We start from the raw sequence: 21,485 nt of genomic DNA, 5'->3' as shown, positions 1-21,485 counted from the left end.
AGCATCGCGCTCAGTTCGCGGCGGAATCATGGCGGGACTCGCCTATTCGGCAGGCGTTTGCGGTCCCGGCGCGCGCCGACTTGCCGCCCGTGCGACCATCGTCTAACCGTTGCCACCGGGAGGATTGCCAATGCCGCGCATCGAGAGCCAGATCAGCACGTCGACGGAAGACTTCCGGCTGAACGCCGAAGCGATGGCGGCGCTTGCCGTCGACCTGCAGGCCAAGCGCGCGATCGCGGCGCTGGGCGGGTCGGAGAAGTCGCGCCAGCGGCACGTCAGCCGGGGCAAGCTTCTGCCGCGCGACCGGGTGACGGGGCTGATCGATCCGGGATCGCCGTTCCTGGAACTGTCGCCGATGGCGGCATTCGACATGTACGACGGCGCCATCCACGGCGCCGGCATCATCACCGGCATCGGCCGCGTCGAGGGGCGCGAGTGCGTGATCGTCTGCAACGACGCGACGATCAAGGGCGGCACCTACTATCCGATGACCATCAAGAAGCACCTGCGGGCCCAGGAAGTGGCCATGCAGAACCGGCTACCCTGCATCTACCTGGTCGATTCCGGGGGCGCCAACCTGCCCAACCAGACGGACGTGTTTCCGGACCGGGAGCATTTCGGCCGGATCTTTTTCAACCAGGCCAACATGTCGGCTGCCGGCATTCCCCAGATCGCCGTGGTCATGGGCTCCTGCACGGCCGGCGGCGCCTACGTGCCGGCAATGTCGGACGAGACGATCATCGTGCGCCGCCAGGGGACGATCTTCCTCGGCGGACCGCCGCTGGTGAAGGCGGCGACCGGCGAGGTCGTGACGGCGGAGGACCTCGGCGGCGCCGACGTCCACGCACGCCGGTCGGGCGTGGCGGACCACTATGCGCTGGACGACAACCACGCCCTGGCGATTGCCCGGCGCATCGTCGCAAATCTCAATCAGCGCAAGGATGTAAGCCTGGATCTTCAGGAACCGGTGGAACCTGCCTACGATCCCTCGGAGCTCGACGGAGTGGTGCCGGCGGCACTGACGCAGCAATATGACATCCGCGAGGTGATCGCCCGAATCGTAGACGAGTCCGCCTTCGACGAGTTCAAGAAGCTGTACGGGACGACGCTCGTCACCGGCTTCGCGCGACTGTCGGGCATGCCGGTCGGAATCCTCGCCAACAACGGCATCCTGTTTTCGGAATCGGCGCTGAAGGGCGCCCATTTCATCGAGCTGTGCTGCCAGCGGAAGATCCCGCTGCTGTTCCTGCAGAACATCACCGGCTTCATGGTCGGGCGCGACTACGAGGCCGGCGGCATCGCCAGGGACGGCGCCAAGCTGGTGACGGCGGTCGCCTGCGCGCAGGTGCCGAAGATCACCGTCATCGTCGGCGGCTCGTTCGGCGCCGGCAACTACGGCATGTGCGGGCGCGCCTACGCGCCGCGCTTCCTGTTCATGTGGCCGAACGCGCGGATCTCGGTGATGGGCGGCGAGCAGGCCGCCTCCGTGCTGGCCACCGTCAAGCGCGACAACATCGAGGCGGACGGGGGATCGTGGTCGGCCGAGGAGGAGGACGCCTTCAAGGCGCCGATCCGCGAGCGCTACGAGGCGGAGGGCCACCCGTATCACGCCACCGCGCGGCTGTGGGACGACGGCATCATCACGCCGCGCGAGACCCGTCGGGTGCTGTCGCTGTCGCTGTCGGCAAGCCTGAACGCGCCGATCCCGGAGACGAAGTTCGGCGTGTTTCGGATGTGAACGGTTAGGGTGATTGCCGGGTCGCGCGCGGCAACGAAGCGCCTTCGACGTTCGGCGATCGACAGGCCGTCGCCCCTGGCGATCCCGGCTCTTCGGCCGGGATGACGTGGTCAGGGAGAGGATCGCCCAGGCCGTTCCCGTCGGCGCGGAGGGGCCGTCGGGCGCCCGCAGCCCGGAAGTAGGGCATTCGGGGGTGTTTCGCTGTCGGCACGTCATCCCGGGCGGAGAGACGCGGAGACCCGGGATCGCCCAGACGGAGGACTATCGGCGGAGGCGCCCGGCAGGAGGCGTGTCGATCGACGGGCACTGGCCCCTGGCGATCCCGGCACTTCGGCCGGGATGACGCAGGTCAGGGAGATGGCCGGTCAAGCGGCGTTCTCGTCGGCGCCGGCCTCGGCGAGGCGCTTGTCGACGTAGCCGCCGACGATGCCCATCAGCTCCTCGACCTTGTTCTCGAAGAAGTGGTTGGCGCCCTCGACGATCTGCTGGTCGATGACGATGCCCTTCTGGGTCTTCAGCTTGTCGATCAGCGACTGCATGTCGTTCGGCGTGACGACGCGGTCGGCGGCGCCGTGGACGATCAGGCCGGACGAGGGGCAGGGCGCCAGGAACGAGAAATCGTAGAGATTGGGCTGCGGGGCGACCGAGATGAAGCCCTCGACCTCGGGGCGGCGCATCAGGAGCTGCATGCCGATCCAGGCGCCGAACGAGAAGCCCGCGATCCAGCAGGCGCGGGCATCGGGATTGAAGCTCTGCACCCAGTCCAGTGCGGAGGCCGCGTCTGACAGCTCGCCCTGGCCGTGGTCAAAGCTGCCCTGGCTACGGCCGACGCCGCGGAAATTGAACCGCAGCACCGCGAAGCCGCGCTCGGCGAACATGTAGTACATCTGGTAGGCGACCTGGTTGTTCATCGTGCCGCCGAACTGCGGGTGCGGATGAAGAATCAGGGCGATGCGGGAGTTTCTGGTTTTCGGCGGGTGGTAGCGGCCTTCCAGGCGGCCTGCGGGACCGGTGAAGATGACTTCCGGCATGTACGCGACGTCCTCTCTTGACGGGTGACGGGCAGGGGTGTTCCAGGACTTCGCGGCTGCGCCGGGGCGACGGACCGCTTTCAGGCGCGCGCCGGATGCAGAGCGGCGCAGCGGCCTTCCTTGACACCTACCAGACACCCCCCTACAAACACTTTAGAAGTTTTCGAAACTGGGCAATTCCGGACCGCTTTATATGGTGGTATGCGGGACGGCCCTGTCCGGAAGCTTCGACAGACACCACATATCTTGTGTCGAATGCAAGAGTTCAAGGCACGACGACAGTGCCGGCAGCAATGAGGATGGCAGGGTGGAGGCCGGATCCGCCTACCTGGACTTCAACGCGACCGCGCCGGTCCGCCCCGAGGCGATCGAGGCGGCGTGCGCGGCCATGCGCGTCGGCGGCAATCCGTCCTCCGTGCATTCGGCGGGCCGCGCGGCGCGCAAGCTGGTCGAGGAGGCTCGCCGCGAAGTTGCCGCCCTCGTCGGTGCAGAACCGGGCGCAGTCACGTTCACCGGCGGCGGCACGGAGGCCAATGCGCTCGCGCTCGGCCGCCGCTCGGAAACGGACATTCTGCTGGCGTCCTCGGTGGAACACCCGTCGGTCCTCGGCGGCGGACGCTTTGCCTCCGATGCGATCGAGCTGATTCCCGTCGATCCGGACGGCGTGGTCGATCTCGCCTGGCTGGAGCGGCGGCTCGGCACGGAGACGGCGCCGGCCATCGTCTCGGTGATGCTCGCCAACAACGAGACCGGCGCGATCCAGCCGGTCGCCGAGGTTGCCCGGCTGGCGCATGCGGCAGGTGCGCGGGTGCACTGCGACGCCGTGCAGGCGGCGGGGCGGCTGCCGATCGACATCGCCGCCCTGGACGCCGACTACGTGACGCTGTCGGCCCACAAGATCGGCGGCCCGCAGGGCGCCGGCGCGCTGGTGCGCCGCGACCGGTCGGTGCCGGTGATGCCGCTGTACCGGGGCGGCGGCCAGGAGCGGTCGCTGCGTCCGGGCACCGAATCGGTCGCCGCCATCGCCGGAATGGGCGTCGCGGCGCGACTTGCGGCCGGGGAAATCGGCAGACAGGTCGAATTGGAGCGCATCAGGGACTGGTTTGAGTCCGAATTGTGCACTATCTCGACCGCAACGGCGGTATTCGCGAAGGGGGCGCGGCGTCTGGCCAACACGAGCTGTTTTGCCGTGCCCGGCGTGTCTGCGGAGACCGCGATGATTGCGCTCGATCTCGATGGCGTCTGCGTGAGTTCCGGATCCGCCTGCTCGTCGGGCAAAGTCGGGCGCTCGCACGTATTGTCGGCGATGGGCGTCGCGCCGGACCTCGCCGCCGGCGCGATCCGGGTCAGCCTCGGCTGGTCGAGCGCGAGGAAAGACGTGGAGAGCTTCATCGAAGCCTGGCGGCGGCTGCTGGAAAGGCGCGGCGGCCGGGCGCAGGAGGTCATCGAAGCGGCATAGCGAAACCCGCGGCCCTTGAAGCCGCGAGTGAAGGAGCAATGGATGCCTGCAGTACGCGAGACGATCGATCAGGTCAGCGAGATCGACGTCGACAAGTACAAGTACGGGTTCTTCACCGACATCGAGTCGGAGAGGGCGCCGAAAGGCCTGGACGAGGATACCGTCGCGTTCATCTCGGCCAAGAAGGGCGAGCCTGAGTGGATGCTGGAATGGCGGCTGGAGGCCTACCGGCGCTGGCGGACCATGACCGAGCCGACCTGGGCCAAGGTCGAGTATCCGAAGATCGACTTCGAGGACCTCTACTACTACGCCGCGCCGAAGACGGCGGTGGCGCCGAAGAGCCTCGACGAGGTCGATCCGGAGCTGCTTGCGACCTACGACAAGCTGGGCATCCCGCTCAAGGAGCAGGAGGTGCTGGCCGGCGTCGAGGGCGCGCGCGTGGCCGTCGACGCGGTCTTCGATTCGGTCTCGGTGATCACCACCTTCCGGGAGGAATTGTCTAAGCACGGCATCATCTTCTGCTCGATTTCCGAAGCGATACGCGAGCATCCGGAGCTGGTCCGCAAATACCTCGGATCGGTGGTGCCGACGACCGACAACTTCTACGCGACGCTGAATTCGGCGGTCTTCTCGGACGGCTCGTTCGTCTACATTCCGCCGGGCGTGCGCTGCCCGATGGAGCTGTCGACCTATTTCCGCATCAACGAGAAGAACACCGGCCAGTTCGAGCGCACGCTGCTGATCGCCGACAAGGGCGCCTATGTCAGCTACCTGGAGGGCTGCACCGCGCCGCAGCGCGACGAGAACCAGCTCCACGCAGCCGTCGTCGAGCTGATCGCGCACGAGGATGCCGAGATCAAGTACTCGACGGTGCAGAACTGGTATCCCGGCGACAAGCAGGGCAAGGGCGGCATCTACAACTTCGTCACCAAGCGGGGCGACTGCCGGGGCGACAACTCGAAGATCTCCTGGACCCAGGTCGAGACCGGCTCGGCGATCACCTGGAAGTACCCGAGCTGCATCCTGCGCGGCGACAACTCGCGGGGCGAGTTCTACTCGATCGCCATCTCCAACGGCCACCAGCAGGTCGATTCCGGCACCAAGATGATCCATCTCGGCAAGAACACGTCGAGCCGCATCATCTCCAAGGGGATCGCCGCCGGCGTCTCGGAGAACACCTATCGCGGCCTCGTCTCGGCCCATGCCAAGGCGACCAACGCGCGCAACTTCACCCAGTGCGATTCGCTCCTGATCGGCGACCGCTGCGGGGCGCACACGGTGCCGTACATCGAGGCGAAGAACTCGACCGCGCAGTTCGAGCACGAGGCGACCACGTCGAAGATCTCCGACGACCAGATGTTCTACTGCATGCAGCGCGGCCTGACCGAGGAGGAGGCCGTTGCGCTGATCGTCAACGGCTTCGTCCGCGACGTCCTGCAGCACCTGCCGATGGAGTTTATGGTCGAAACCCAGAAGCTGATCGGCATCAGCCTCGAGGGTTCGGTCGGCTGACGGCCGGTTCCGGGACAGGGCGATGATCTACCGGATCTGGCACGGCTACACGACGCAGGCGAACGCCGACGACTACGAGGCGCTGCTCAAGCGGGAGATCTTCCTGGGGATCGAGAAGAAGGAGATCCCCGGATTTGCCGGGATCGACCTGTTGCGCCGCACCGATGGAGACGAAGAGGAATTCATCACCATCATGCGGTTCGAGACACTGGAGGACGTCAAGGCGTTCGTCGGCGAGGACCACGAAGTCGCATACGTACCGGACGCCGCGAAGAAGCTGCTCAAGCGCTTCGACGCCCGCTCACAGCACTACGAGCTGCGCGAAAGCCGCAGCTACCGACACATATCTGGGAAGACACCGACATGACGGCACTACTTGAAATCAAGAACCTGCACGTGAAGATCGCCGAGGAGGACAAGGAGATCCTGCGCGGCCTCGATCTCACCGTGAACCCGGGCGAAGTACACGCCATCATGGGGCCGAACGGGTCGGGCAAGTCGACGCTGTCCTACGTGCTCGCCGGCAAGGACGACTACGAGATCACCGACGGCGAGATCCTGTTCAAGGGGCAGGACCTGACGGAGATGGAGCCCGACGAGCGGGCCGCTGCCGGCGTGTTCCTGGCCTTCCAGTATCCCGTCGAGATTCCCGGCGTGGCGTTCATGACGTTCCTGAAGGCGGCGCTGAACGCGCAGCGCAAGGCGCGCGGCGAGGGTGAGCTCTCGACGCCCGACTTCATGCGGATCGTGCGCGACAAGGCGGGCCTGCTGAACGTTTCGCAGGACATGCTGAGGCGGCCGGTCAACGTCGGCTTCTCGGGCGGCGAGAAGAAGCGCAGCGAGATCCTCCAGATGGCGCTGCTGGAACCGACGCTGTGCGTGCTCGACGAGACCGACTCGGGCCTCGACATCGACGCGCTGCGGGTGGTGGCCGAGGGCGTCAACGCGCTGCGGACCGCCGATCGCTCGATGGTCGTGATCACCCACTACCAGCGGCTCCTGAACCACATCGTGCCTGACATCGTGCACGTCATGTCGGCGGGCCGGATCGTGAAGACGGGCGGCAAGGAACTGGCAATGGAGCTCGAGGAATCCGGCTATGCCGGCTTCACCGAGGCGGCCTGAGGACGAATGACGGGAGAGACGGAGATGAACGTCGAAGTCCGCACCGTGAAGACGGCCGCCGAACAGGCCGCCGTCGAGCAGTTCGATGCCGCGGCCGGCGGCCTGCCGGGCTCGCCGGCGACGGCGGCCGCCCGCCGCGAGGCGATCGGCCGGGTCCGCGCCAACGGCCTGCCGCACAGGCGCATCGAGGACTGGAAGTACACGGACCTGCGCGCGGCGCTGCGCGACCTGCCCGCACCGGCGGTTCCCTCGGATGCGCCGATCGGCCCGGAATCGCTCTCTGAGCTCGATGCCTGGCGGATCGTCATCATCGACGGCGGGACCCCGAGCATTCCCGAGGGGCTTGCCGCGCAGGGCGTCGAGGTGGTCTCGCTGGCGCGGGAACTGTCGGGTGACGCCGGCGCCGAGCTGCTGCAGGACTGGCCGGCGGAGTCGGCCTCCTCGGTGCTCGACCTCAATACCGCGTTCATGTCGACGGGCGTCGTGATCCGGGTCGGGGAGGGCGTCCAGCTCGACCGGCCGATCCACATCGCCTGCGTGACGACCGTACCGGAAGCCGCGTCGGTCTACATGCGCAACGGCCTCGAGGTCGGAGCAGGCGCGTCCGCAACCGTCATCGAAAGCTACGAGGGGCCGGACGGCATCGGCTACGTGGTCAATACGGCCGCCCGGATATCCGTCGGCCGGGACGCCATGCTGACCCTGGTGAAGGTCCAGCGGGACGGCAACGCCGCCTTCCACCTTTCGACCAGCGCGATCGATATCGCCGAACGCGCCCGGCTCACCTATGCGCCGTTCACGACGGGCGCGTTGCTGTCGCGCAACCAGGTCGCGTTCGCCTTCGGCGGCGTACACGCCGAGCTGAACGTTGCGGGCATCCAGCTGCTGGGCGGCCGCCAGCATGGCGACACCACCCTGTTCGTCGACCATGCGCTGCCGGACGGCGCCAGCCGGGAACTGTTCAAGACGGTGCTCGACGACCGGGCCCGCGGCGTCTTCCAGGGAAAGATCATCGTCCGCAAGGATGCCCAGAAGGTCGACGGAAGGATGATGACGCAGGCGCTGATGCTGTCGGAGCGTGCGGAAGCTGACAACAAGCCCGAGCTCGAGATCTACGCCGACGACGTCCAGTGCGGCCACGGCGCGACGACGGGCCGGATCGACGAGAACCTGCTGTTCTACCTGCGCGCCAGGGGAATTCCCGAGCTGATGGCCAAGGCGCTGCTGATCGAAGCCTTCATCGGAGAGTCGATCCAGGCGATCGGCAACGAGGCTATCGGCGAGGCGCTGTCGGGGATCGCCCACGACTGGGTGTCCGGGCATGCGGCCGGCGAAGGGGAGGACGGATCTTGACCGAGGCCGCCGCCGCGATCGTACCGGACGTCTATGACGTCGAGCGGATCCGGGCCGACTTCCCGATCCTGGGACGCGAGGTCTACGGCAAGCCGCTCGTCTATCTGGACAACGCCGCCTCGGCGCAGAAGCCGAGGCACGTGATCGAGGCGATGAGCAACGCCTACGAGAACGAGTACGCCAACGTCCATCGCGGCCTGCACTTCCTGTCGAATACGGCGACGGAGAACTTCGAGACGGCGCGCGAGCGGGTCAGCGGGTTCCTGAACGCCGCATCCTCCGACGAGATCGTCTTCACCCGCAATGCCACCGAGGCGATCAACCTGGTCGCGTACGGACTCGGGCAGCGGATCGAGGAGGGCGACGAAATCGTCCTGACGATCATGGAGCACCATTCCAACATCGTGCCCTGGCACTTCCTGCGCGAGCGCAAGGGCGCCGTGCTGAAGTGGGCGCCGGTCGCCGAGGACGGCAGCTTCCTGATCGAGGAATTCGAGAAGCTGCTGACGCCACGCACCAAGATTGTGGCGATCACCCACATGTCGAACATGCTGGGCACCGTGGTGCCGGTGAAGGAGGTGGTGCGCATCGCCCACGAGCGCGGCATTCCGGTGCTGGTCGACGGCAGCCAGGGCGCGGTGCACCTGAACGTCGACGTCCAGGACATCGGCTGCGACTTCTATGCGTTCACCGGGCACAAGGTCTACGGTCCGACCGGGATCGGCGTGCTGTACGGGCGCAAGGAGGCGCTCGAGGCGCTGCCGCCGTTCAACGGCGGCGGAGAGATGATCCTCGACGTGACGACGGAGACGGTGACCTACGGCCAGCCGCCGCACCGTTTCGAGGCGGGGACGCCGCCGATCGTCCAGGCGATCGGCCTTGGCGCGGCGCTGGACTACATGGAGACGATCGGCCGCGACGCCATCATGGCGCACGAGCAGCGGCTGAACGCCTACGCGCACGAACGGCTGGGAGCGATGAACTCGCTACGCATCTTCGGCACCGCGCCGGGGAAGGGAGCCATCGTCTCCTTCGAGCTGGAAGGAGCGCATGCGCACGACGTGTCGACCGTGATCGACCGCTACGGCGTGGCGGTCCGCGCCGGCACCCATTGCGTCCAGCCGCTGCTGCAGCGGTTCGGCGTCACCTCCACCTGCCGGGCGTCGTTCGGCATGTACAATACGCTCGACGAGGTGGACCAGCTGGCCGAGGCGCTGGGCAAGGCCCAGCAGCTCTTCGCCTGAGGACGGACCCATGAACGAAATCACCAATCCGGACACCGCGGCCCCCCACGAACCGGCAACGGAATCGGCGATACCGGCCGAGGAACTGGACCGGCTCACCGACGACATCATCGGTGCACTGAAGTCGGTCTACGACCCCGAGATCCCGGTCGACATCTACGAACTCGGCCTGATCTACAAGATCGACATCGACGACGACCGCAACGTCACCGTCGACATGACGCTGACGGCGCCCGGCTGCCCGGTTGCCGGCGAGATGCCGATCTGGGTGGAGAGCGCGGTAGGCGCCGTCGCCGGCGTCGGCGACGTCAAGGTGTCGATGGTCTTCGACCCGCCCTGGGATCCAAGCCGCATGTCAGACGAGGCGAAGGTCGCACTCGACTTCTACTGACCTATATATGGACGCAGGCGACAGCTAGTCCCAGGACGAGAGCATGACGGCAACGACACCACGCCCCCGGCCCAAGGTCGTGACGCTGACAGACGCGGCGGCGGACCGGGTGCGCGAGATCATCGAGAATTCCGACGAGGCGATCCTCGGCCTGCGCGTCGGCGTCAAGAACGGCGGCTGCGCGGGCATGTCCTACACGATGGAATATGCCAAGGACGCCGAGCCGTTCGACGAGGTCGTCGAGGACAAGGGCGTCACGGTGCTGATCGATCCCAAGGCCGTCCTCTTCCTTCTCGGCACCGAAATGGACTTCCAGGTCGACAAGCTGTCGGCGCGCTTCGTCTTCAACAATCCTAACCAGACCTCGGCCTGCGGCTGCGGCGAATCGGTGGCGCTGACGCCGGCCAGCCTGGACGCCTGAGGGCGCCCCGCCGCGTGTTGTCAGGCGATGGGGTCAGGCGACGGCGTCAGGCGACGGCGGACCGGCCCGCCTGCACGTCGGGAAGCTCGTCCTCCGAGGTGACGCGATTGCGGCCAAGGCGCTTGGACGCGTAGAGCGCCATGTCGGCGCGCTCGACCAGGCTGTCATGCGTGTCGCTGGCATTCAGTTCCGCAACCCCCGCCGACATCGTTATCCGACCCAGGCTCTCGCCGGTCGAGCGCTTGATCAGTTCCTTGGCCATCAGCGCGGCGCGGATCTGGTTGGCGACCGCCACGGCGCCCTGAAGCGAGGTGCTGGGCAGGATCACGCAGAACTCCTCGCCCCCGTAGCGGGCCGCGAGGTCGCGCGGCTTGACGGCGCCGCCGATGGCCGCGCCCACCAGGCGCAGGACCTGGTCGCCCGTCTGGTGGCCGTAGCGATCGTTGAAATCCTTGAAGTGGTCGATGTCGCACATCACCAGCGACAGCTTCTCGGACCGCCGCGTGGCGAAGTCGATGGCGCTGTCGAGGCTGTGGTCGAAGTGCTTGCGGTTGGCCAGGCCGGTGAGCTGATCGGTGAGTGATTCGTATCGGATCGCCTCGAGGCTCTCCTGGAGTTCCGCGATCTGGGTTCGCGAGGCCTTGAGCTGGAGCTCCAGGGTCGCACTGCGGTCGCCCATGTCGCGGGTGGCCTTCTGGACGGTGTCGACAACGGTGCGCAACTGGGCGAGGGACTGGACGCCGCCAAGGCCGTCGGCGGTGCTGCGCAGCGACTGGCCGAACGATTCGAGCTCGGTGCCGGAGGCTTCCAGCAGCGTGATGATGTCGTCGAGTTCCTTCGAGACCCGGCTGCTGACTTCGCCGACCCGGTCGCTCAGGCGGACCGGGGAGAGGAACTCCTCACGGAACCGTTCGGTGAGCTCCTCGGGCAAGTGACCGAGGCGCTTGATGGCGTCGTTGACCGCCTTGTTGAGCTCGCGATTGAAGCCGGCCGCGTAGACGTACCAGAACTCGTAGCTGCGCGGATAAGGACGCGCGGGAGGGGCCTTGACGCGCCCAAGAGCCGCTTCCCCCAAGGAAACGGAGCGTTCAAACTGTTCGGATCGTGACACGCCAGGCTTCCCCGCCATCATTGTGCCGGACCGATCGCCGCCCCAGCGGCGGCCCGACAACTGCGACGCAAACGATCCTCCCGTGGCGTCGTTCCCTACCTGATGTCAAACATCAGTCGTTTTTGGTCAGGTTCTGATTCTTCAGTCATTACCCGAGGTGTCGGCGGGCCGTCTCACCGGTCTCAACAGGAAATCCGGGACGTGATCGCCCAGTCCTATCACCGGACGATCCGCGCCCGCGTCTTCGGACGACCGTCTCGACTTGCCCGGCTTCCGCTCGGACCTGTCGGACTGGCGGCCCGAAGCGCGTTCTTCGGTCTGCTTGTCCTGCGGCTTTTCGGACTTCGACGACGAAGCGGAACGACCGCCCTGCCGGCTGTCCTTGCCGCCGCCGCGCCTGGAGCGCTGCTTGCGGTCTTCCGGCGCGTCGTCGCCGCCGGTCGCCTCGTCGGCGGAGCCGTCGCGCCTCGGAATCGGACCGCCGAGCATCTTCTCGATGGAGGCGACGTACTTCCTGTCGTCCGGCGTGGCGATCGTGATGGCGTCGCCCTCCCGGCCGGCCCGGCCGGTGCGGCCGATGCGGTGGACGTAGTCCTCCGCGTGCGAGGGAACGTCGAAGTTGAAGACGTGGCTGACGGCAGGGATGTCGAGCCCGCGTGCGGCCACATCGCTGGCGATGAGCAGATTGATCTCGCCGGCCCGGAACTTGGCCAGCGTCGCCATGCGCTCGCGCTGGTCGAGGTCGCCGTGCAGGGCGCCGGCGTTGAAGCCGTGGCGCTGCAGCGAACGATGCAGCGTCGCGACATCGCGCTTGCGGTTGCAGAAGACGATCGCGGTGGTGAGGTTCTTCGCGTCCCGGATCTCCTGGCGCAGGATCGCCCGCTTCTCCTTCGGCACGGACGGCGAGGTGACGAGGACCTGGCGAACAGTGTCCGCAGCCGTCGCCTGACGCGCGACCTCGATCTGCTCGGGATTGTGCAGGAACTGGCCCGTCAGCCGCTGGATCTCGTTGGGCATGGTCGCCGAGAAGAACAGCGTCTGGCGCGTGAACGGCACCAGCCGGCAGATCCGCTCGATGTCCGGGATGAAGCCCATGTCCAGCATGCGGTCGGCCTCGTCGATAACGAGGATCTCGACGCCGGTCAGCAGCAGCTTGCCGCGCTCGACATGGTCGAGCAGGCGGCCGGGCGTCGCGATCAGGACGTCGGCACCGCGGTCGAGCTTCTTTTCCTGTTCGTCGAACGAGACGCCGCCGATCAGCAGGGCCACGGTCAGCTTGTGGTTCTGGCCGTAGATGACGAAATTCTGCTCGACCTGGGCGGCGAGTTCGCGGGTCGGCTCGAGGATGAGGGTGCGCGGCATGCGCGCACGGGCGCGGCCCTTCTCCAGCAGCGACAGCATAGGCAGCACGAAGCTAGCGGTCTTGCCGGTGCCGGTCTGGGCGATGCCGATGATGTCGCGCCGCGACATGACGTGCGGAATCGCCTGCGCCTGGATGGGCGTAGGTTCCTTGTAGCCGGCAGCCTCGACGGCGGCCAGAACCTTCGGGCTCAGTCCGAGATCATCAAATGCCATTACCGGCCACAATGATCCATGCGGCGGGAGGGGTGCAAACGCTGATTTTTCAAGGATTCTTAATTCCGTTCGATTTCCGGCGGAACATAGAGGGTACGGGCAGCATGTCAACGCCACAATCGTTACGTTTTGGCAATTCTGTTACGGGACGTCCGGTCCCGCCGGCGCCGGCGAGCGAAATCGGGGAGGATCTGTGCTATTGCGACGACGCGGTTTGAGCGGCGTCAGCAGGAGCAAGGGATGGATCCAATCGTCTTCGTACCGGGCCTGCTGTGCACCGGCGCGTTGTTCGGCCCGCAACTCGACGTCCTGTCGGACCGGGCGGACTGCATGATCGCGGACCATACCGGCCACGACTCGATGGAGGCCATCGCGAAGAGCGTTCTCGAGGCGGCGCCCGACCGTTTCGTCCTGGCGGGTCTTTCGATGGGCGGCTACATCGCGCTTGAGATGGCGGAGATGGCGCCCGGCCGGATCTCCTCCCTGGTGCTGCTGGATACGTCCGCACGGCCGGAGCATCCCGACCAGACCGAATTCCGGAGGAAGACGATCGCGCTCGCCGAGGAGCAGGGGATCGGCGCGGCGGTGGAACGGCTGCTGCCGTTGTTCATCGACGCCACCCGCATGCAGGACGCCGAACTCGTCGCCGTCGTCTACAAGATGGCCGAGGACACGGGCGTGGCGACCTTCATCCGGCAGCAGACGGCGATCATGGGCCGGCGGGACGCCCGTCCGAACCTGGCGAAGGTCACGGCGCCGACGCTGGTCATCGTCGGCGATCGCGACCGGCTGACGCCCCCGGACCACTCCGCGGAGATTGCGGCGGGGATACCCGATGCGCGGCTGGTGACGATCGCGGAGTGCGGGCACCTCACGACACTGGAGCGCCCGGAGGCGGTGAACGACGCGCTCCTCGACTTCCTGAACGCGGCAGGCTGACCGCTTCCGGGTGCGGTCCGGCGGATAGTCTGCGGTATGGGCAAATGCCGTGCGATCCACCTCGCCGTCATGCCCGGCCTTGTGCCGGGCATCCACGGACAGCGGTCGCCGCGGCGAAGACGTGGATGGCCGGGACAGGCCCGGCCATGACGGCCGGGGGACATTCGGGTACAGGGAGCCCGATCCGTAGCCTGGATGGAGCGGCGGCGTCGCCGGGTTCTTGCGCCGGAGTCCCCACTTTTGCGGGAATGAGCGGACAAGAGCTAACGTAGCGCGCCGGTGGAAACGCGGTTCCTTCGGGACGCCGCTCAGATATCGAGATCCTCGGCGAACTCCGCGTTGTCCTGTATGAACCGGAAGCGCGCTTCCGGGTTGTTGCCCATCAGCCGCCGGACGGCATCGGTGGTGCCTTCGGGATCGGTTTCGACCTCGATGCGCAGCAGAGTCCGGCGCTTCGGGTCCATCGTGGTGTCGCGGAGCTGGTTCGGCAGCATCTCGCCGAGCCCCTTGAACCGGCCGATCTCGACCTTGCCGCGTCCGGTGAACTCGGTGCGCAGCAGTTCGTCCTTGTGATGATCGTCGACCGCGTAGAGCGTCTTGCCGCCCTGACTGATCCGGTAGAGCGGCGGCACGGCCAGGTAGAGGTGGCCGTCTTCGATCAGCTTCGGCATCTGGCGGTAGAAGAAGGTCATCAGCAGCGAGGCGATGTGCGCGCCGTCGACGTCGGCGTCGGTCATGATGATGACCTTGTCGTAGCGCAGATCCTCGCCGCGATACTGGGCGCCGGTGCCGCAGCCGAGCGCCTGCGTCAGGTCGGCGAGCTGCTGGTTGAGCCCCACCTTGCCGGCCGCGGCGCTCTCGACGTTCAGGATCTTGCCGCGCAGCGGCAGCACGGCCTGGGTCTTGCGGTCACGGGCCTGCTTCGCCGATCCGCCGGCCGAATCGCCCTCGACGATGAAGATCTCCGCGCCGGCAGTGGCGGTGTTCGAACAGTCGGCGAGCTTGCCGGGCAGCCGCAGCTTGCGGACCGCCGACTTGCGGCCGACTTCCTTTTCCTGGCGTCGGCGCATCCGGTCCTCGGCCCGCTCGATCACCCAGTCGAGAAGCTTCGTGGCCTGCTGTGGGCTGGCGGTCAGCCAGTGGTCGAACTCGTCGCGGACCGCCTGTTCGACGATCCTGGCGGCCTCGCCCGTGGCGAGCCGGTCCTTGGTCTGGCCCTGGAATTCGGGTTCGCGGATGAAGACCGACAGCATCGCGGTGCACGACGTCATGACGTCGTCGGCGCTGAACACCTGCGCGCGCTTGCGGCCGGTCAGTTCCGCGTAGGACCGCAGACCCTTCAGGAGTGCGGTGCGCAGCCCGGCCTCGTGCGTGCCGCCGTCGGGCGTCGGCACCGTGTTGCAGTAGGAGGAGACGAAGCCGTCGCGTCCCGCGCACCACGCGATCGCCCATTCGACGCCGCCGTGGCCCCGTTCCTTCTCGAGACGCCCGGCGAAGATGTCGTTGGCGACCAGCGTGTCGCCGGCGATCTCGGCGGCAAGGAAGTCCTTCAGTCCGCCGGGGAAGCGGAAGACCTCCTTTTCGGGAACCGCGCCGCCGGCCTGGAGCAGCTCCGGCGCGCACGACCAGCGGATCTCGACGCCGCGGAACAGGTAGGCCTTGGAGCGCGTCATGCGGAACAGCAGGGCGGGCCGGAACTGCGCCTTGCCGAAGATTTCGGCGTCGGGCTTGAACCGGGTGCGGGTGCCGCGGCGGTTCATGACCTCGCCGAGCGATTCCACCCCCGTGACGGGCTGTCCCTTCTCGTAGACCTGTCGATAGAGCTGGCGGCCGCGGGCGACCTCGACCTCGAGCCTCTCGGAGAGCGCATTGACCACCGACACGCCGACGCCATGCAGGCCGCCGGAGGTGTCGTAGACCTTGGAATCGAATTTGCCGCCGGCGTGCAGCGTCGTCATGATCACTTCGAGCGCCGACTTGCCGGCGTATTTCGGGTGCGGATCGACGGGGATGCCGCGGCCATTGTCGATGACCGTGAGGTAGCCGTCGGCCTCCAGGGTGACGTCGATCCAGGTCGCGTGGCCGGCGACCGCCTCGTCCATCGAATTGTCGATGACTTCGGCGAACAGGTGATGCAGCGCCTTCTCGTCGGTGCCGCCGATATACATGCCCGGCCGGCGGCGCACCGGCTCGAGTCCCTCGAGCACCTCGATGTCGGCTGCGGTGTAGGCGTCCTCGCCCCCCCGGGAGACGACGCGAGGAGCGGACTTGCCCTCCGGCTTCGGCGCGGCCGCTGCCGGCTTCGGAGCGGTCGCCGGAGATTCGTCGAAGAGCGAGAGCGTTGTTTCCTTGGCCATTGGCGGTCCGAATGGGTTCCTGTGAGTGGGCGCCCGCGGGGGCAGCGCATGGCAACGAATCACGAACGATTGTGCCACTTTGTACGTTTCAAGGCGACGACGAGCCGCCCGCGACGTGCAGACGGCGACCCTGCCGCTCAATCGCTAAAGATATCGTTCAATCGCCCATATCCCGGCTGCAACCATGCCGGACGCGGCAATCATATACGCGGGAAGGACAACGAAGACGAGGCCGTCCCGAGCGTGCGGGGTGTCGTTCCACCAGAACACGCTGCCGATGCCCCATATCCACACGGCCGCAAGGAGAAGCAGCGCGAGCGTGCAGATCGCTACGGAGACGGTTCGCGCCGCGCGGCGGCTGAGTACGCCGAAGGGGACGAACGGCAAAAATGCGAGAGCGACGAGGAAGCCGATGGCGGGAATCGCGAACACGCCGAGGCCGGTGTCCGCCTCCATGGCAATGGTGACGGCGACCAGAACGAATGCCGCGGCGAGCAGCAGGACATTGAATGAGCGCATGCGTTCGATCGGGTTCCGGTGTCAGCGGGCCTAGCCGATGCCGGCGGGCGGACGGTTCCGCCGCGGCGATCACGGCTGCGCAAGCACTATCGCCGCGGCGGCCATGGACTCAAGCCCGTCTCCGCTCTCCCGTCCGAAACTCTCCCGAGGTCTGACCCTCTGCCGGGGCCTGACCCCCTGCCGGGCCTGTGCCTCTGCCGGGGGTCCAAAACGCGACGACCCCGCGGGCAGGTGCCGGCGGGGTCGTCGTCGGGTCGTCTCGTCCGACATGTCGTCGACGCAGCACGTCCGTATTCGAACCTTTCGGGTTTCGCTTTTCGCAGTCGAACGCGCCGGCAGCAATGTCGCGCAAAGCTTTCGCCGCGTCCTCATGCGCAAAAAAATCGGATTCTATTGTCTGACTTGATGCGCCGCTGAAGGTTTCGCGCCAGTTCAGGCGCCCCGCAGCGGCGGAAGTCGAGTCGGCGGGGCCATTGTCCTAGACCTCCTTTCCGGAATGACCTGGAGTCTGCGCCTCTCGCCGCAGCCTGTCAATGGCGTCCGGCGACGGGCACGCACAATTGAATGCCGGGAATGAAGACAGGGAACTGGAGGCCGGGGACTGAAGGCCGGGGACTGAAGGCCGGGGAAAAAAGGCCGCCCCTGGATGGGGCGGCCAAAACTCAAGGCACGACAGGACGACGTCGCGATGGCGAGTTGCCGGCTCGTCGGGCGGGGGGGGGCCGAGATGAGGCCGGCGCCGGGCGCCAATGTGCGGCAACCGGGGCGGTCGACCCGGCGTGGGGCCGTCGCTCGATCATCCGGTCGCGACACTATCCAGTTCGCTTGACAGTCGCGTGACGATATCCACTGCCACCGGGGCGCGAATTCGACCGGGCGCAAACCACGCTTTTCCATGGAACGGGGCGGCTTGCGCCGCGTCCTGTTCACACAAAAAAGGGGCGGCTCGCGCCGCGCCCTGAACCCATAAAAAAGGGGCGGCTTGCGCCGCGCCCTGAACCCATAAAAAAGGGGCGGCTTGCGCCGCGCCCTGTTCCCAAAAAAAGGGGGCGGCTTGCGCCGCCCCGGAAGTCCGCCGCGGCGATGGCCGCGGGGTGAGGTCACACGCTGTAGTAGAGATCGAATTCGATCGGATGCGGCGTCATCTCGAACGCGAGGACTTCGTCCATCTTCAGCTCGATATAGGCGTCGATCTGATCGTCGGAGAACACCCCGCCGGCGGTCAGGAAGTCGCGGTCGGCGTCGAGCGCCGCAAGCGCCTCGCGCAGGCTGCCGGAGACGGTCGGGATCTCCTTGAGCTCGTCCGGCGGCAGGTCGTAGAGGTTCTTGTCCATCGGATCGCCCGGATCGATCTTGTTCCTGATGCCGTCCAGGCCGGCCATCAGCAGCGCCGCGAAGCCGAGATAGGGGTTGGCACCCGGATCGGGGAAGCGGACCTCGACGCGCTTCGCCTTCGGCGAGGAGGCAACCGGGATACGGCAGCTGGCCGAGCGGTTGCGGGCCGAATAGGCCAGCAGGACCGGGGCCTCGTAGCCGGGAACCAGCCGCTTGTAGGAGTTGGTCAGCGGGTTGGTGAAGGCGTTGATGGCCTTGGCGTGCTTCAGGATGCCGCCGATGTAGTGCAGGCATTCGTTCGACAGGCCGGCGTACTTCTTGCCGGCGAAGATCGGCTTGCCGCCCTTCCAGATCGACTGGTGGACGTGCATGCCCGAGCCGTTGTCGCCGAAGACGGGCTTCGGCATGAACGTGGCCGACTTGCCGTAGGCGTTGGCGACCTGGTGCACGACGTACTTGTAGGTCTGCATGTGGTCGGCGTTGCGCGTCAGCGGCGCGAACTTCATGCCGAGCTCGTGCTGGGCGGCACCGACCTCGTGGTGATGCTTCTCGACCGCGACGCCCATGCTGGCCATGACGGTCAGCATCTCCGAGCGCATGTCCTGGGCGGAGTCGACCGGCGGGACCGGGAAGTAGCCGCCCTTGGTGCGCGGACGGTGGCCGAGGTTGCCGGCCTCGTACTCGGTGCCGTTGTTGGACGGCAGTTCGGCGGAGTCGATGGCGAAGCCGGTGTTGTAGGGTTCGGCGGTGAAGCGCACGTCATCGAATACGAAGAACTCAGCCTCCGGGCCGACGAAGCAGGTGTCGCCGATCTTGGTCTGCTTGAGATAGGCTTCCGCCTTCTTGGCGGTGGTGCGTGGATCGCGCTCGTAGGCCTCGCCCGTCGACGGCTCGAGAATGTCGCAGATGATCGCCAGCGTCGGGGCGGCGAAGAACGGGTCGATTACCGCCGTCTCCGGATCCGGCATCAGGTTCATGTCGGATTCGTTGATCGCCTTCCAACCCGCAATCGAGGAGCCGTCGAACATCACGCCCTCGGCAAACATGTCCTCGTCGACGACGGCCACGTCCATCGTGACGTGCTGCAGCTTGCCGCGCGGGTCGGTGAATCGCAGATCAACGAACTTGATGTCGTTCTCTTTGATCATCTTGAGAACGGACTTAGCTTCAGCCATGTGACTACCTCTTTGATTTTCCAGCTGGTTCTATAATTGGTCGGTTCGAGCGGCAGCGTCGGCGGCCGGCTCGCCGGCCTCGTTCAGATCGCGTCCGTACCGCGTTCGCCGGTCCTGATGCGGATGGCGTCCTCGATATTGGAGATGAAGATCTTGCCGTCGCCGATCCGGCCGGTCTGTGCCGCCTTCTGTATTGCCTCGACGGCCTTGTCGATCTGATCGTCGCCGAGCACGACCTCGACCTTCACCTTCGGCAGGAAGTCGACCACGTACTCGGCGCCCCGATACAGTTCGGTGTGCCCTTTCTGCCGGCCGAAGCCCTTGGCTTCCGTTACGGTAATGCCTTGCAACCCCACTTCCTGGAGCGCCTCCTTTACTTCGTCCAGTTTGAACGGCTTGATGATGGCCTCAATTTTCTTCATCTGGTCGTGACTCCTCGCGTGGGGCGCCAGGATCGGGGGCGGCCCGGCTACCGATTAGCATGCGTTGTGCCAAGTACGGAATTTTCAGAAATCCCATACAGTTCAACGCGTTAGTATGTCATGCCCGGAAAAAAGGCAAAAGTCGGTGAAAATCGCTGTCCAAAAATGCGGCATACGCCCAAGAAATGGACAGACAATGCGTCGCAACGCAATCCGGATCGGGGCCGATGAATGAGCTGCTGACGACGTCGGAGATGTCGCGGGCCGACGCGCTGGCGATCGAAGCGGGTGTCGCCGGCGAGGCCCTGATGGAGAATGCCGGCCGCGCGGTGGCGGCCGCCACGCTGGCCCTCGGGCGGGGCGCCGAGGTGGTCGTCCTCTGCGGTCCGGGCAACAACGGCGGCGACGGCTTCGTGGCGGCGCGGCACCTGGCCTGCGCGGGGCGCCGGGTCCGGGTGGCGCTGCTCGGCGGACGCGACAGGCTGAAGGGGGATGCGGCGCTGATGGCGTCCCGGTGGGAGGGGCCGATCGAGACGCTGCAGCCCGATTGCCTGAAGGGGGCCGGCGTGGTCGTCGACGCGGTCTTCGGGGCGGGTCTGTCGAAGCCGATCGAGGGGGCGGCCGCGGCGGTCGTCGCAGCGGTAAACGCCATGACCGTCCCGGTCGTCGCGGTGGACGTGCCGTCCGGCGTCGACGGGACCACCGGCGAGGTCCGCGGCGCGGCGGTACGGGCTGCGCGCACGGTCACCTTCTTCCGGCTGAAGCCCGGCCACCTGCTGATGCCCGGCCGCAGCCTGTGCGGCGACCTGCGGCTTGCCGACATCGGCATTCCCGGCGTGGTGCTGGACACCATAAGGCCGTCGATCCGGGCGAACGGTCCGCAGCTCTGGCGGCAACACTTTCCGGCGCCGCAGGCCGACGGCCACAAGTACGATCGCGGCCATGCGGTCGTCGTCAGCGGCGGCCCCTGGAACACGGGCGCCGCGAGACTGGCGGCCGGGGCGGCGCTGCGCATCGGCGCGGGGCTCGTCACCGTGGCAAGCCCGACCGCTGCCCTGCCGGTCAACGCGGCACATCTGACCGGGGTGATGCTGACCGAGGCGGAGGGGCTCGACGGGCTGGCGGCGGCCCTGCAGGATTCGCGGCGCAATGCCGTGCTGCTCGGGCCGGCGGCGGGGGTCGGCGAGGAGACGGCGGCCCGGGCCCTGGTGGCGCTCGCGGCGGCGCGGCCCGTGGTGCTGGACGCCGATGCGCTGACCAGCTTCGCCGAGGATCCGCCGCGCCTGTTCGAGGCGATCGGGGCGGATGCCGGCCGTCCGGTCCTGCTCACCCCGCATGAGGGCGAGTTCCGGCGGCTGTTTCCCGACATCGCCGAGGCGGCGCCCGGGCGGCCGGAACGGGCGCGCCGCGCAGCGGCCCGCAGCGGCGCGGTCGTCATCCTCAAGGGCGCCGACACGGTCGTCGCCGCGCCGGACGGACGGGTCGCGATCAACGCCGACGCGCCGCCCTGGCTGGCGACCGCCGGGTCCGGCGACGTGCTGGGCGGGATGGCGCTCGGCCTGCTGGCGCAGGGCATGGCCGGCTTCGAGGCGGCGTCGGCCGCCGTCTGGCTGCACGGGGCGGCGGCGAACCGGATCGGACGCGGCCTGATCGCCGAGGACCTGCCGGAGGCGCTGCCGGCGATTCTGGCCGATCTCTGAACGACGGCCGGGCGACGTGCCGCGGAACCGCGGGACCGCGCGGCGGGCTTGCAAGGCGGCGGGAATTGCCTAGATTGG

The 21,485-nt window shown here is 67.1% G+C and carries 18 protein-coding genes; 11 read left to right on the top strand and 7 right to left on the bottom strand.

Annotated features, from left to right (window positions below; all coding sequences use genetic code 11):
• Window positions 1-130 precede the first annotated feature (130 nt).
• Window positions 131-1,738, top strand: coding sequence for a carboxyl transferase domain-containing protein (locus tag V3328_RS24620; RefSeq protein ID WP_340332385.1), 1,608 nt, complete (start codon window positions 131-133; stop codon window positions 1,736-1,738).
• A 365-nt stretch (window positions 1,739-2,103) separates the two neighbouring features.
• Here V3328_RS24620 and V3328_RS24615 read toward each other — a convergent pair whose 3' ends face one another.
• Complete coding sequence (locus V3328_RS24615; protein WP_340332384.1) at window positions 2,104-2,769, bottom strand: alpha/beta hydrolase; 666 nt, start codon at window positions 2,767-2,769, stop codon at window positions 2,104-2,106.
• 307 nt (window positions 2,770-3,076) lie between these two features.
• On the opposite strand from V3328_RS24615, the gene V3328_RS24610 reads away from it, so the two are divergent.
• From V3328_RS24610 to sufA, 8 genes are read left to right on the top strand one after another with little or no spacing between them, the layout of a single operon-like run.
• Window positions 3,077-4,228, top strand: a complete 1,152-nt coding sequence (locus tag V3328_RS24610) for a cysteine desulfurase family protein (protein ID WP_340332383.1) — start codon at window positions 3,077-3,079, stop codon at window positions 4,226-4,228.
• A gap of 42 nt (window positions 4,229-4,270) precedes the next feature.
• Window positions 4,271-5,740: a Fe-S cluster assembly protein SufB gene (sufB, locus tag V3328_RS24605; RefSeq protein WP_340332382.1), complete on the top strand. Its 1,470-nt coding sequence runs from the start codon at window positions 4,271-4,273 to the stop codon at window positions 5,738-5,740.
• A gap of 22 nt (window positions 5,741-5,762) precedes the next feature.
• Complete coding sequence (locus V3328_RS24600) at window positions 5,763-6,107, top strand: antibiotic biosynthesis monooxygenase family protein (protein ID WP_340332381.1); 345 nt, start codon at window positions 5,763-5,765, stop codon at window positions 6,105-6,107.
• Window positions 6,104-6,865: a Fe-S cluster assembly ATPase SufC gene (gene sufC / locus V3328_RS24595; protein ID WP_340332380.1), complete on the top strand. Its 762-nt coding sequence runs from the start codon at window positions 6,104-6,106 to the stop codon at window positions 6,863-6,865. Before V3328_RS24600 ends, sufC begins: the two co-directional genes overlap by 4 nt.
• 24 nt (window positions 6,866-6,889) lie before the next feature.
• The gene (gene sufD, locus V3328_RS24590) at window positions 6,890-8,218 is read left to right on the top strand and encodes a Fe-S cluster assembly protein SufD (RefSeq protein ID WP_340332379.1); all 1,329 of its coding nucleotides are present in this window, start codon (window positions 6,890-6,892) and stop codon (window positions 8,216-8,218) included.
• Window positions 8,219-8,235: 17 nt separating this feature from the next.
• Complete coding sequence (locus V3328_RS24585; RefSeq protein WP_340332457.1) at window positions 8,236-9,462, top strand: cysteine desulfurase; 1,227 nt, start codon at window positions 8,236-8,238, stop codon at window positions 9,460-9,462.
• Between the two features lie 10 nt (window positions 9,463-9,472).
• Entirely contained in the window at window positions 9,473-9,853 is a 381-nt protein-coding gene (locus V3328_RS24580; protein WP_340332378.1) for an SUF system Fe-S cluster assembly protein, read from the top strand.
• Window positions 9,854-9,896: 43 nt separating this feature from the next.
• A complete protein-coding gene (gene sufA, locus V3328_RS24575) occupies window positions 9,897-10,274 on the top strand; it encodes a Fe-S cluster assembly scaffold SufA (RefSeq protein WP_340332377.1) in 378 nt (125 codons plus the stop codon).
• 46 nt (window positions 10,275-10,320) lie between these two features.
• Here sufA and V3328_RS24570 read toward each other — a convergent pair whose 3' ends face one another.
• Both V3328_RS24570 and V3328_RS24565 read right to left on the bottom strand, forming a co-directional pair.
• Window positions 10,321-11,385: a GGDEF domain-containing protein gene (locus tag V3328_RS24570; protein ID WP_340332376.1), complete on the bottom strand. Its 1,065-nt coding sequence runs from the start codon at window positions 11,383-11,385 to the stop codon at window positions 10,321-10,323.
• 141 nt (window positions 11,386-11,526) lie between these two features.
• The gene (locus V3328_RS24565) at window positions 11,527-12,960 is read right to left on the bottom strand and encodes a DEAD/DEAH box helicase (protein WP_340332375.1); all 1,434 of its coding nucleotides are present in this window, start codon (window positions 12,958-12,960) and stop codon (window positions 11,527-11,529) included.
• 240 nt (window positions 12,961-13,200) lie between these two features.
• On the opposite strand from V3328_RS24565, the gene V3328_RS24560 reads away from it, so the two are divergent.
• Window positions 13,201-13,899 (top strand): alpha/beta fold hydrolase, encoded by a 699-nt coding sequence (locus tag V3328_RS24560; RefSeq protein ID WP_340332374.1) that lies wholly within the window; start codon window positions 13,201-13,203, stop codon window positions 13,897-13,899.
• Between the two features lie 308 nt (window positions 13,900-14,207).
• On the opposite strand, the gene parE is transcribed toward V3328_RS24560, so the two are convergent.
• From parE to V3328_RS24540, 4 genes are all read right to left on the bottom strand, one after another.
• The gene (parE, locus tag V3328_RS24555; protein ID WP_340332373.1) at window positions 14,208-16,256 is read right to left on the bottom strand and encodes a DNA topoisomerase IV subunit B; all 2,049 of its coding nucleotides are present in this window, start codon (window positions 16,254-16,256) and stop codon (window positions 14,208-14,210) included.
• Window positions 16,257-16,400: 144 nt separating this feature from the next.
• Window positions 16,401-16,775: a hypothetical protein gene (locus tag V3328_RS24550; RefSeq protein ID WP_340332372.1), complete on the bottom strand. Its 375-nt coding sequence runs from the start codon at window positions 16,773-16,775 to the stop codon at window positions 16,401-16,403.
• Between the two features lie 1,100 nt (window positions 16,776-17,875).
• Window positions 17,876-19,285: a type I glutamate--ammonia ligase gene (gene glnA, locus V3328_RS24545; RefSeq protein ID WP_340332371.1), complete on the bottom strand. Its 1,410-nt coding sequence runs from the start codon at window positions 19,283-19,285 to the stop codon at window positions 17,876-17,878.
• Window positions 19,286-19,368: 83 nt separating this feature from the next.
• Window positions 19,369-19,707: a P-II family nitrogen regulator gene (locus tag V3328_RS24540; protein ID WP_340332370.1), complete on the bottom strand. Its 339-nt coding sequence runs from the start codon at window positions 19,705-19,707 to the stop codon at window positions 19,369-19,371.
• Between the two features lie 227 nt (window positions 19,708-19,934).
• Between V3328_RS24540 and V3328_RS24535 the strand changes: the two genes are divergently transcribed.
• Window positions 19,935-21,407, top strand: coding sequence for an NAD(P)H-hydrate dehydratase (locus tag V3328_RS24535; RefSeq protein WP_340332369.1), 1,473 nt, complete (start codon window positions 19,935-19,937; stop codon window positions 21,405-21,407).
• Window positions 21,408-21,485 lie beyond the last annotated feature (78 nt).

The sequence above is a fragment of the Microbaculum marinum genome, from assembly GCF_037855135.1.
GTDB lineage: Bacteria > Pseudomonadota > Alphaproteobacteria > Rhizobiales > Tepidamorphaceae > Microbaculum > Microbaculum marinum.
The sequence above is the reverse complement of the archived record's forward strand: the minus strand, read 5'-3'. Positions and strand labels throughout refer to the sequence as shown.

Excerpts from the sequence above, each read along its gene's own strand:
- V3328_RS24620 (WP_340332385.1), top strand. The coding sequence starts at position 131 with ATGCCGCGCATCGAGAGCCAGATCAGCACGTCGACGGAAGACTTCCGG.
- V3328_RS24615 (WP_340332384.1), bottom strand. The coding sequence starts at position 2,769 with ATGCCGGAAGTCATCTTCACCGGTCCCGCAGGCCGCCTGGAAGGCCGC.
- sufB (WP_340332382.1), top strand. The coding sequence starts at position 4,271 with ATGCCTGCAGTACGCGAGACGATCGATCAGGTCAGCGAGATCGACGTC.
- V3328_RS24600 (WP_340332381.1), top strand. The coding sequence starts at position 5,763 with ATGATCTACCGGATCTGGCACGGCTACACGACGCAGGCGAACGCCGAC.
- sufC (WP_340332380.1), top strand. The coding sequence starts at position 6,104 with ATGACGGCACTACTTGAAATCAAGAACCTGCACGTGAAGATCGCCGAG.
- sufD (WP_340332379.1), top strand. The coding sequence starts at position 6,890 with ATGAACGTCGAAGTCCGCACCGTGAAGACGGCCGCCGAACAGGCCGCC.
- V3328_RS24580 (WP_340332378.1), top strand. The coding sequence starts at position 9,473 with ATGAACGAAATCACCAATCCGGACACCGCGGCCCCCCACGAACCGGCA.
- sufA (WP_340332377.1), top strand. The coding sequence starts at position 9,897 with ATGACGGCAACGACACCACGCCCCCGGCCCAAGGTCGTGACGCTGACA.
- V3328_RS24565 (WP_340332375.1), bottom strand. The coding sequence starts at position 12,960 with ATGGCATTTGATGATCTCGGACTGAGCCCGAAGGTTCTGGCCGCCGTC.
- V3328_RS24560 (WP_340332374.1), top strand. The coding sequence starts at position 13,201 with ATGGATCCAATCGTCTTCGTACCGGGCCTGCTGTGCACCGGCGCGTTG.
- parE (WP_340332373.1), bottom strand. The coding sequence starts at position 16,256 with ATGGCCAAGGAAACAACGCTCTCGCTCTTCGACGAATCTCCGGCGACC.
- V3328_RS24550 (WP_340332372.1), bottom strand. The coding sequence starts at position 16,775 with ATGCGCTCATTCAATGTCCTGCTGCTCGCCGCGGCATTCGTTCTGGTC.
- glnA (WP_340332371.1), bottom strand. The coding sequence starts at position 19,285 with ATGGCTGAAGCTAAGTCCGTTCTCAAGATGATCAAAGAGAACGACATC.
- V3328_RS24540 (WP_340332370.1), bottom strand. The coding sequence starts at position 19,707 with ATGAAGAAAATTGAGGCCATCATCAAGCCGTTCAAACTGGACGAAGTA.
- V3328_RS24535 (WP_340332369.1), top strand. The coding sequence starts at position 19,935 with ATGAATGAGCTGCTGACGACGTCGGAGATGTCGCGGGCCGACGCGCTG.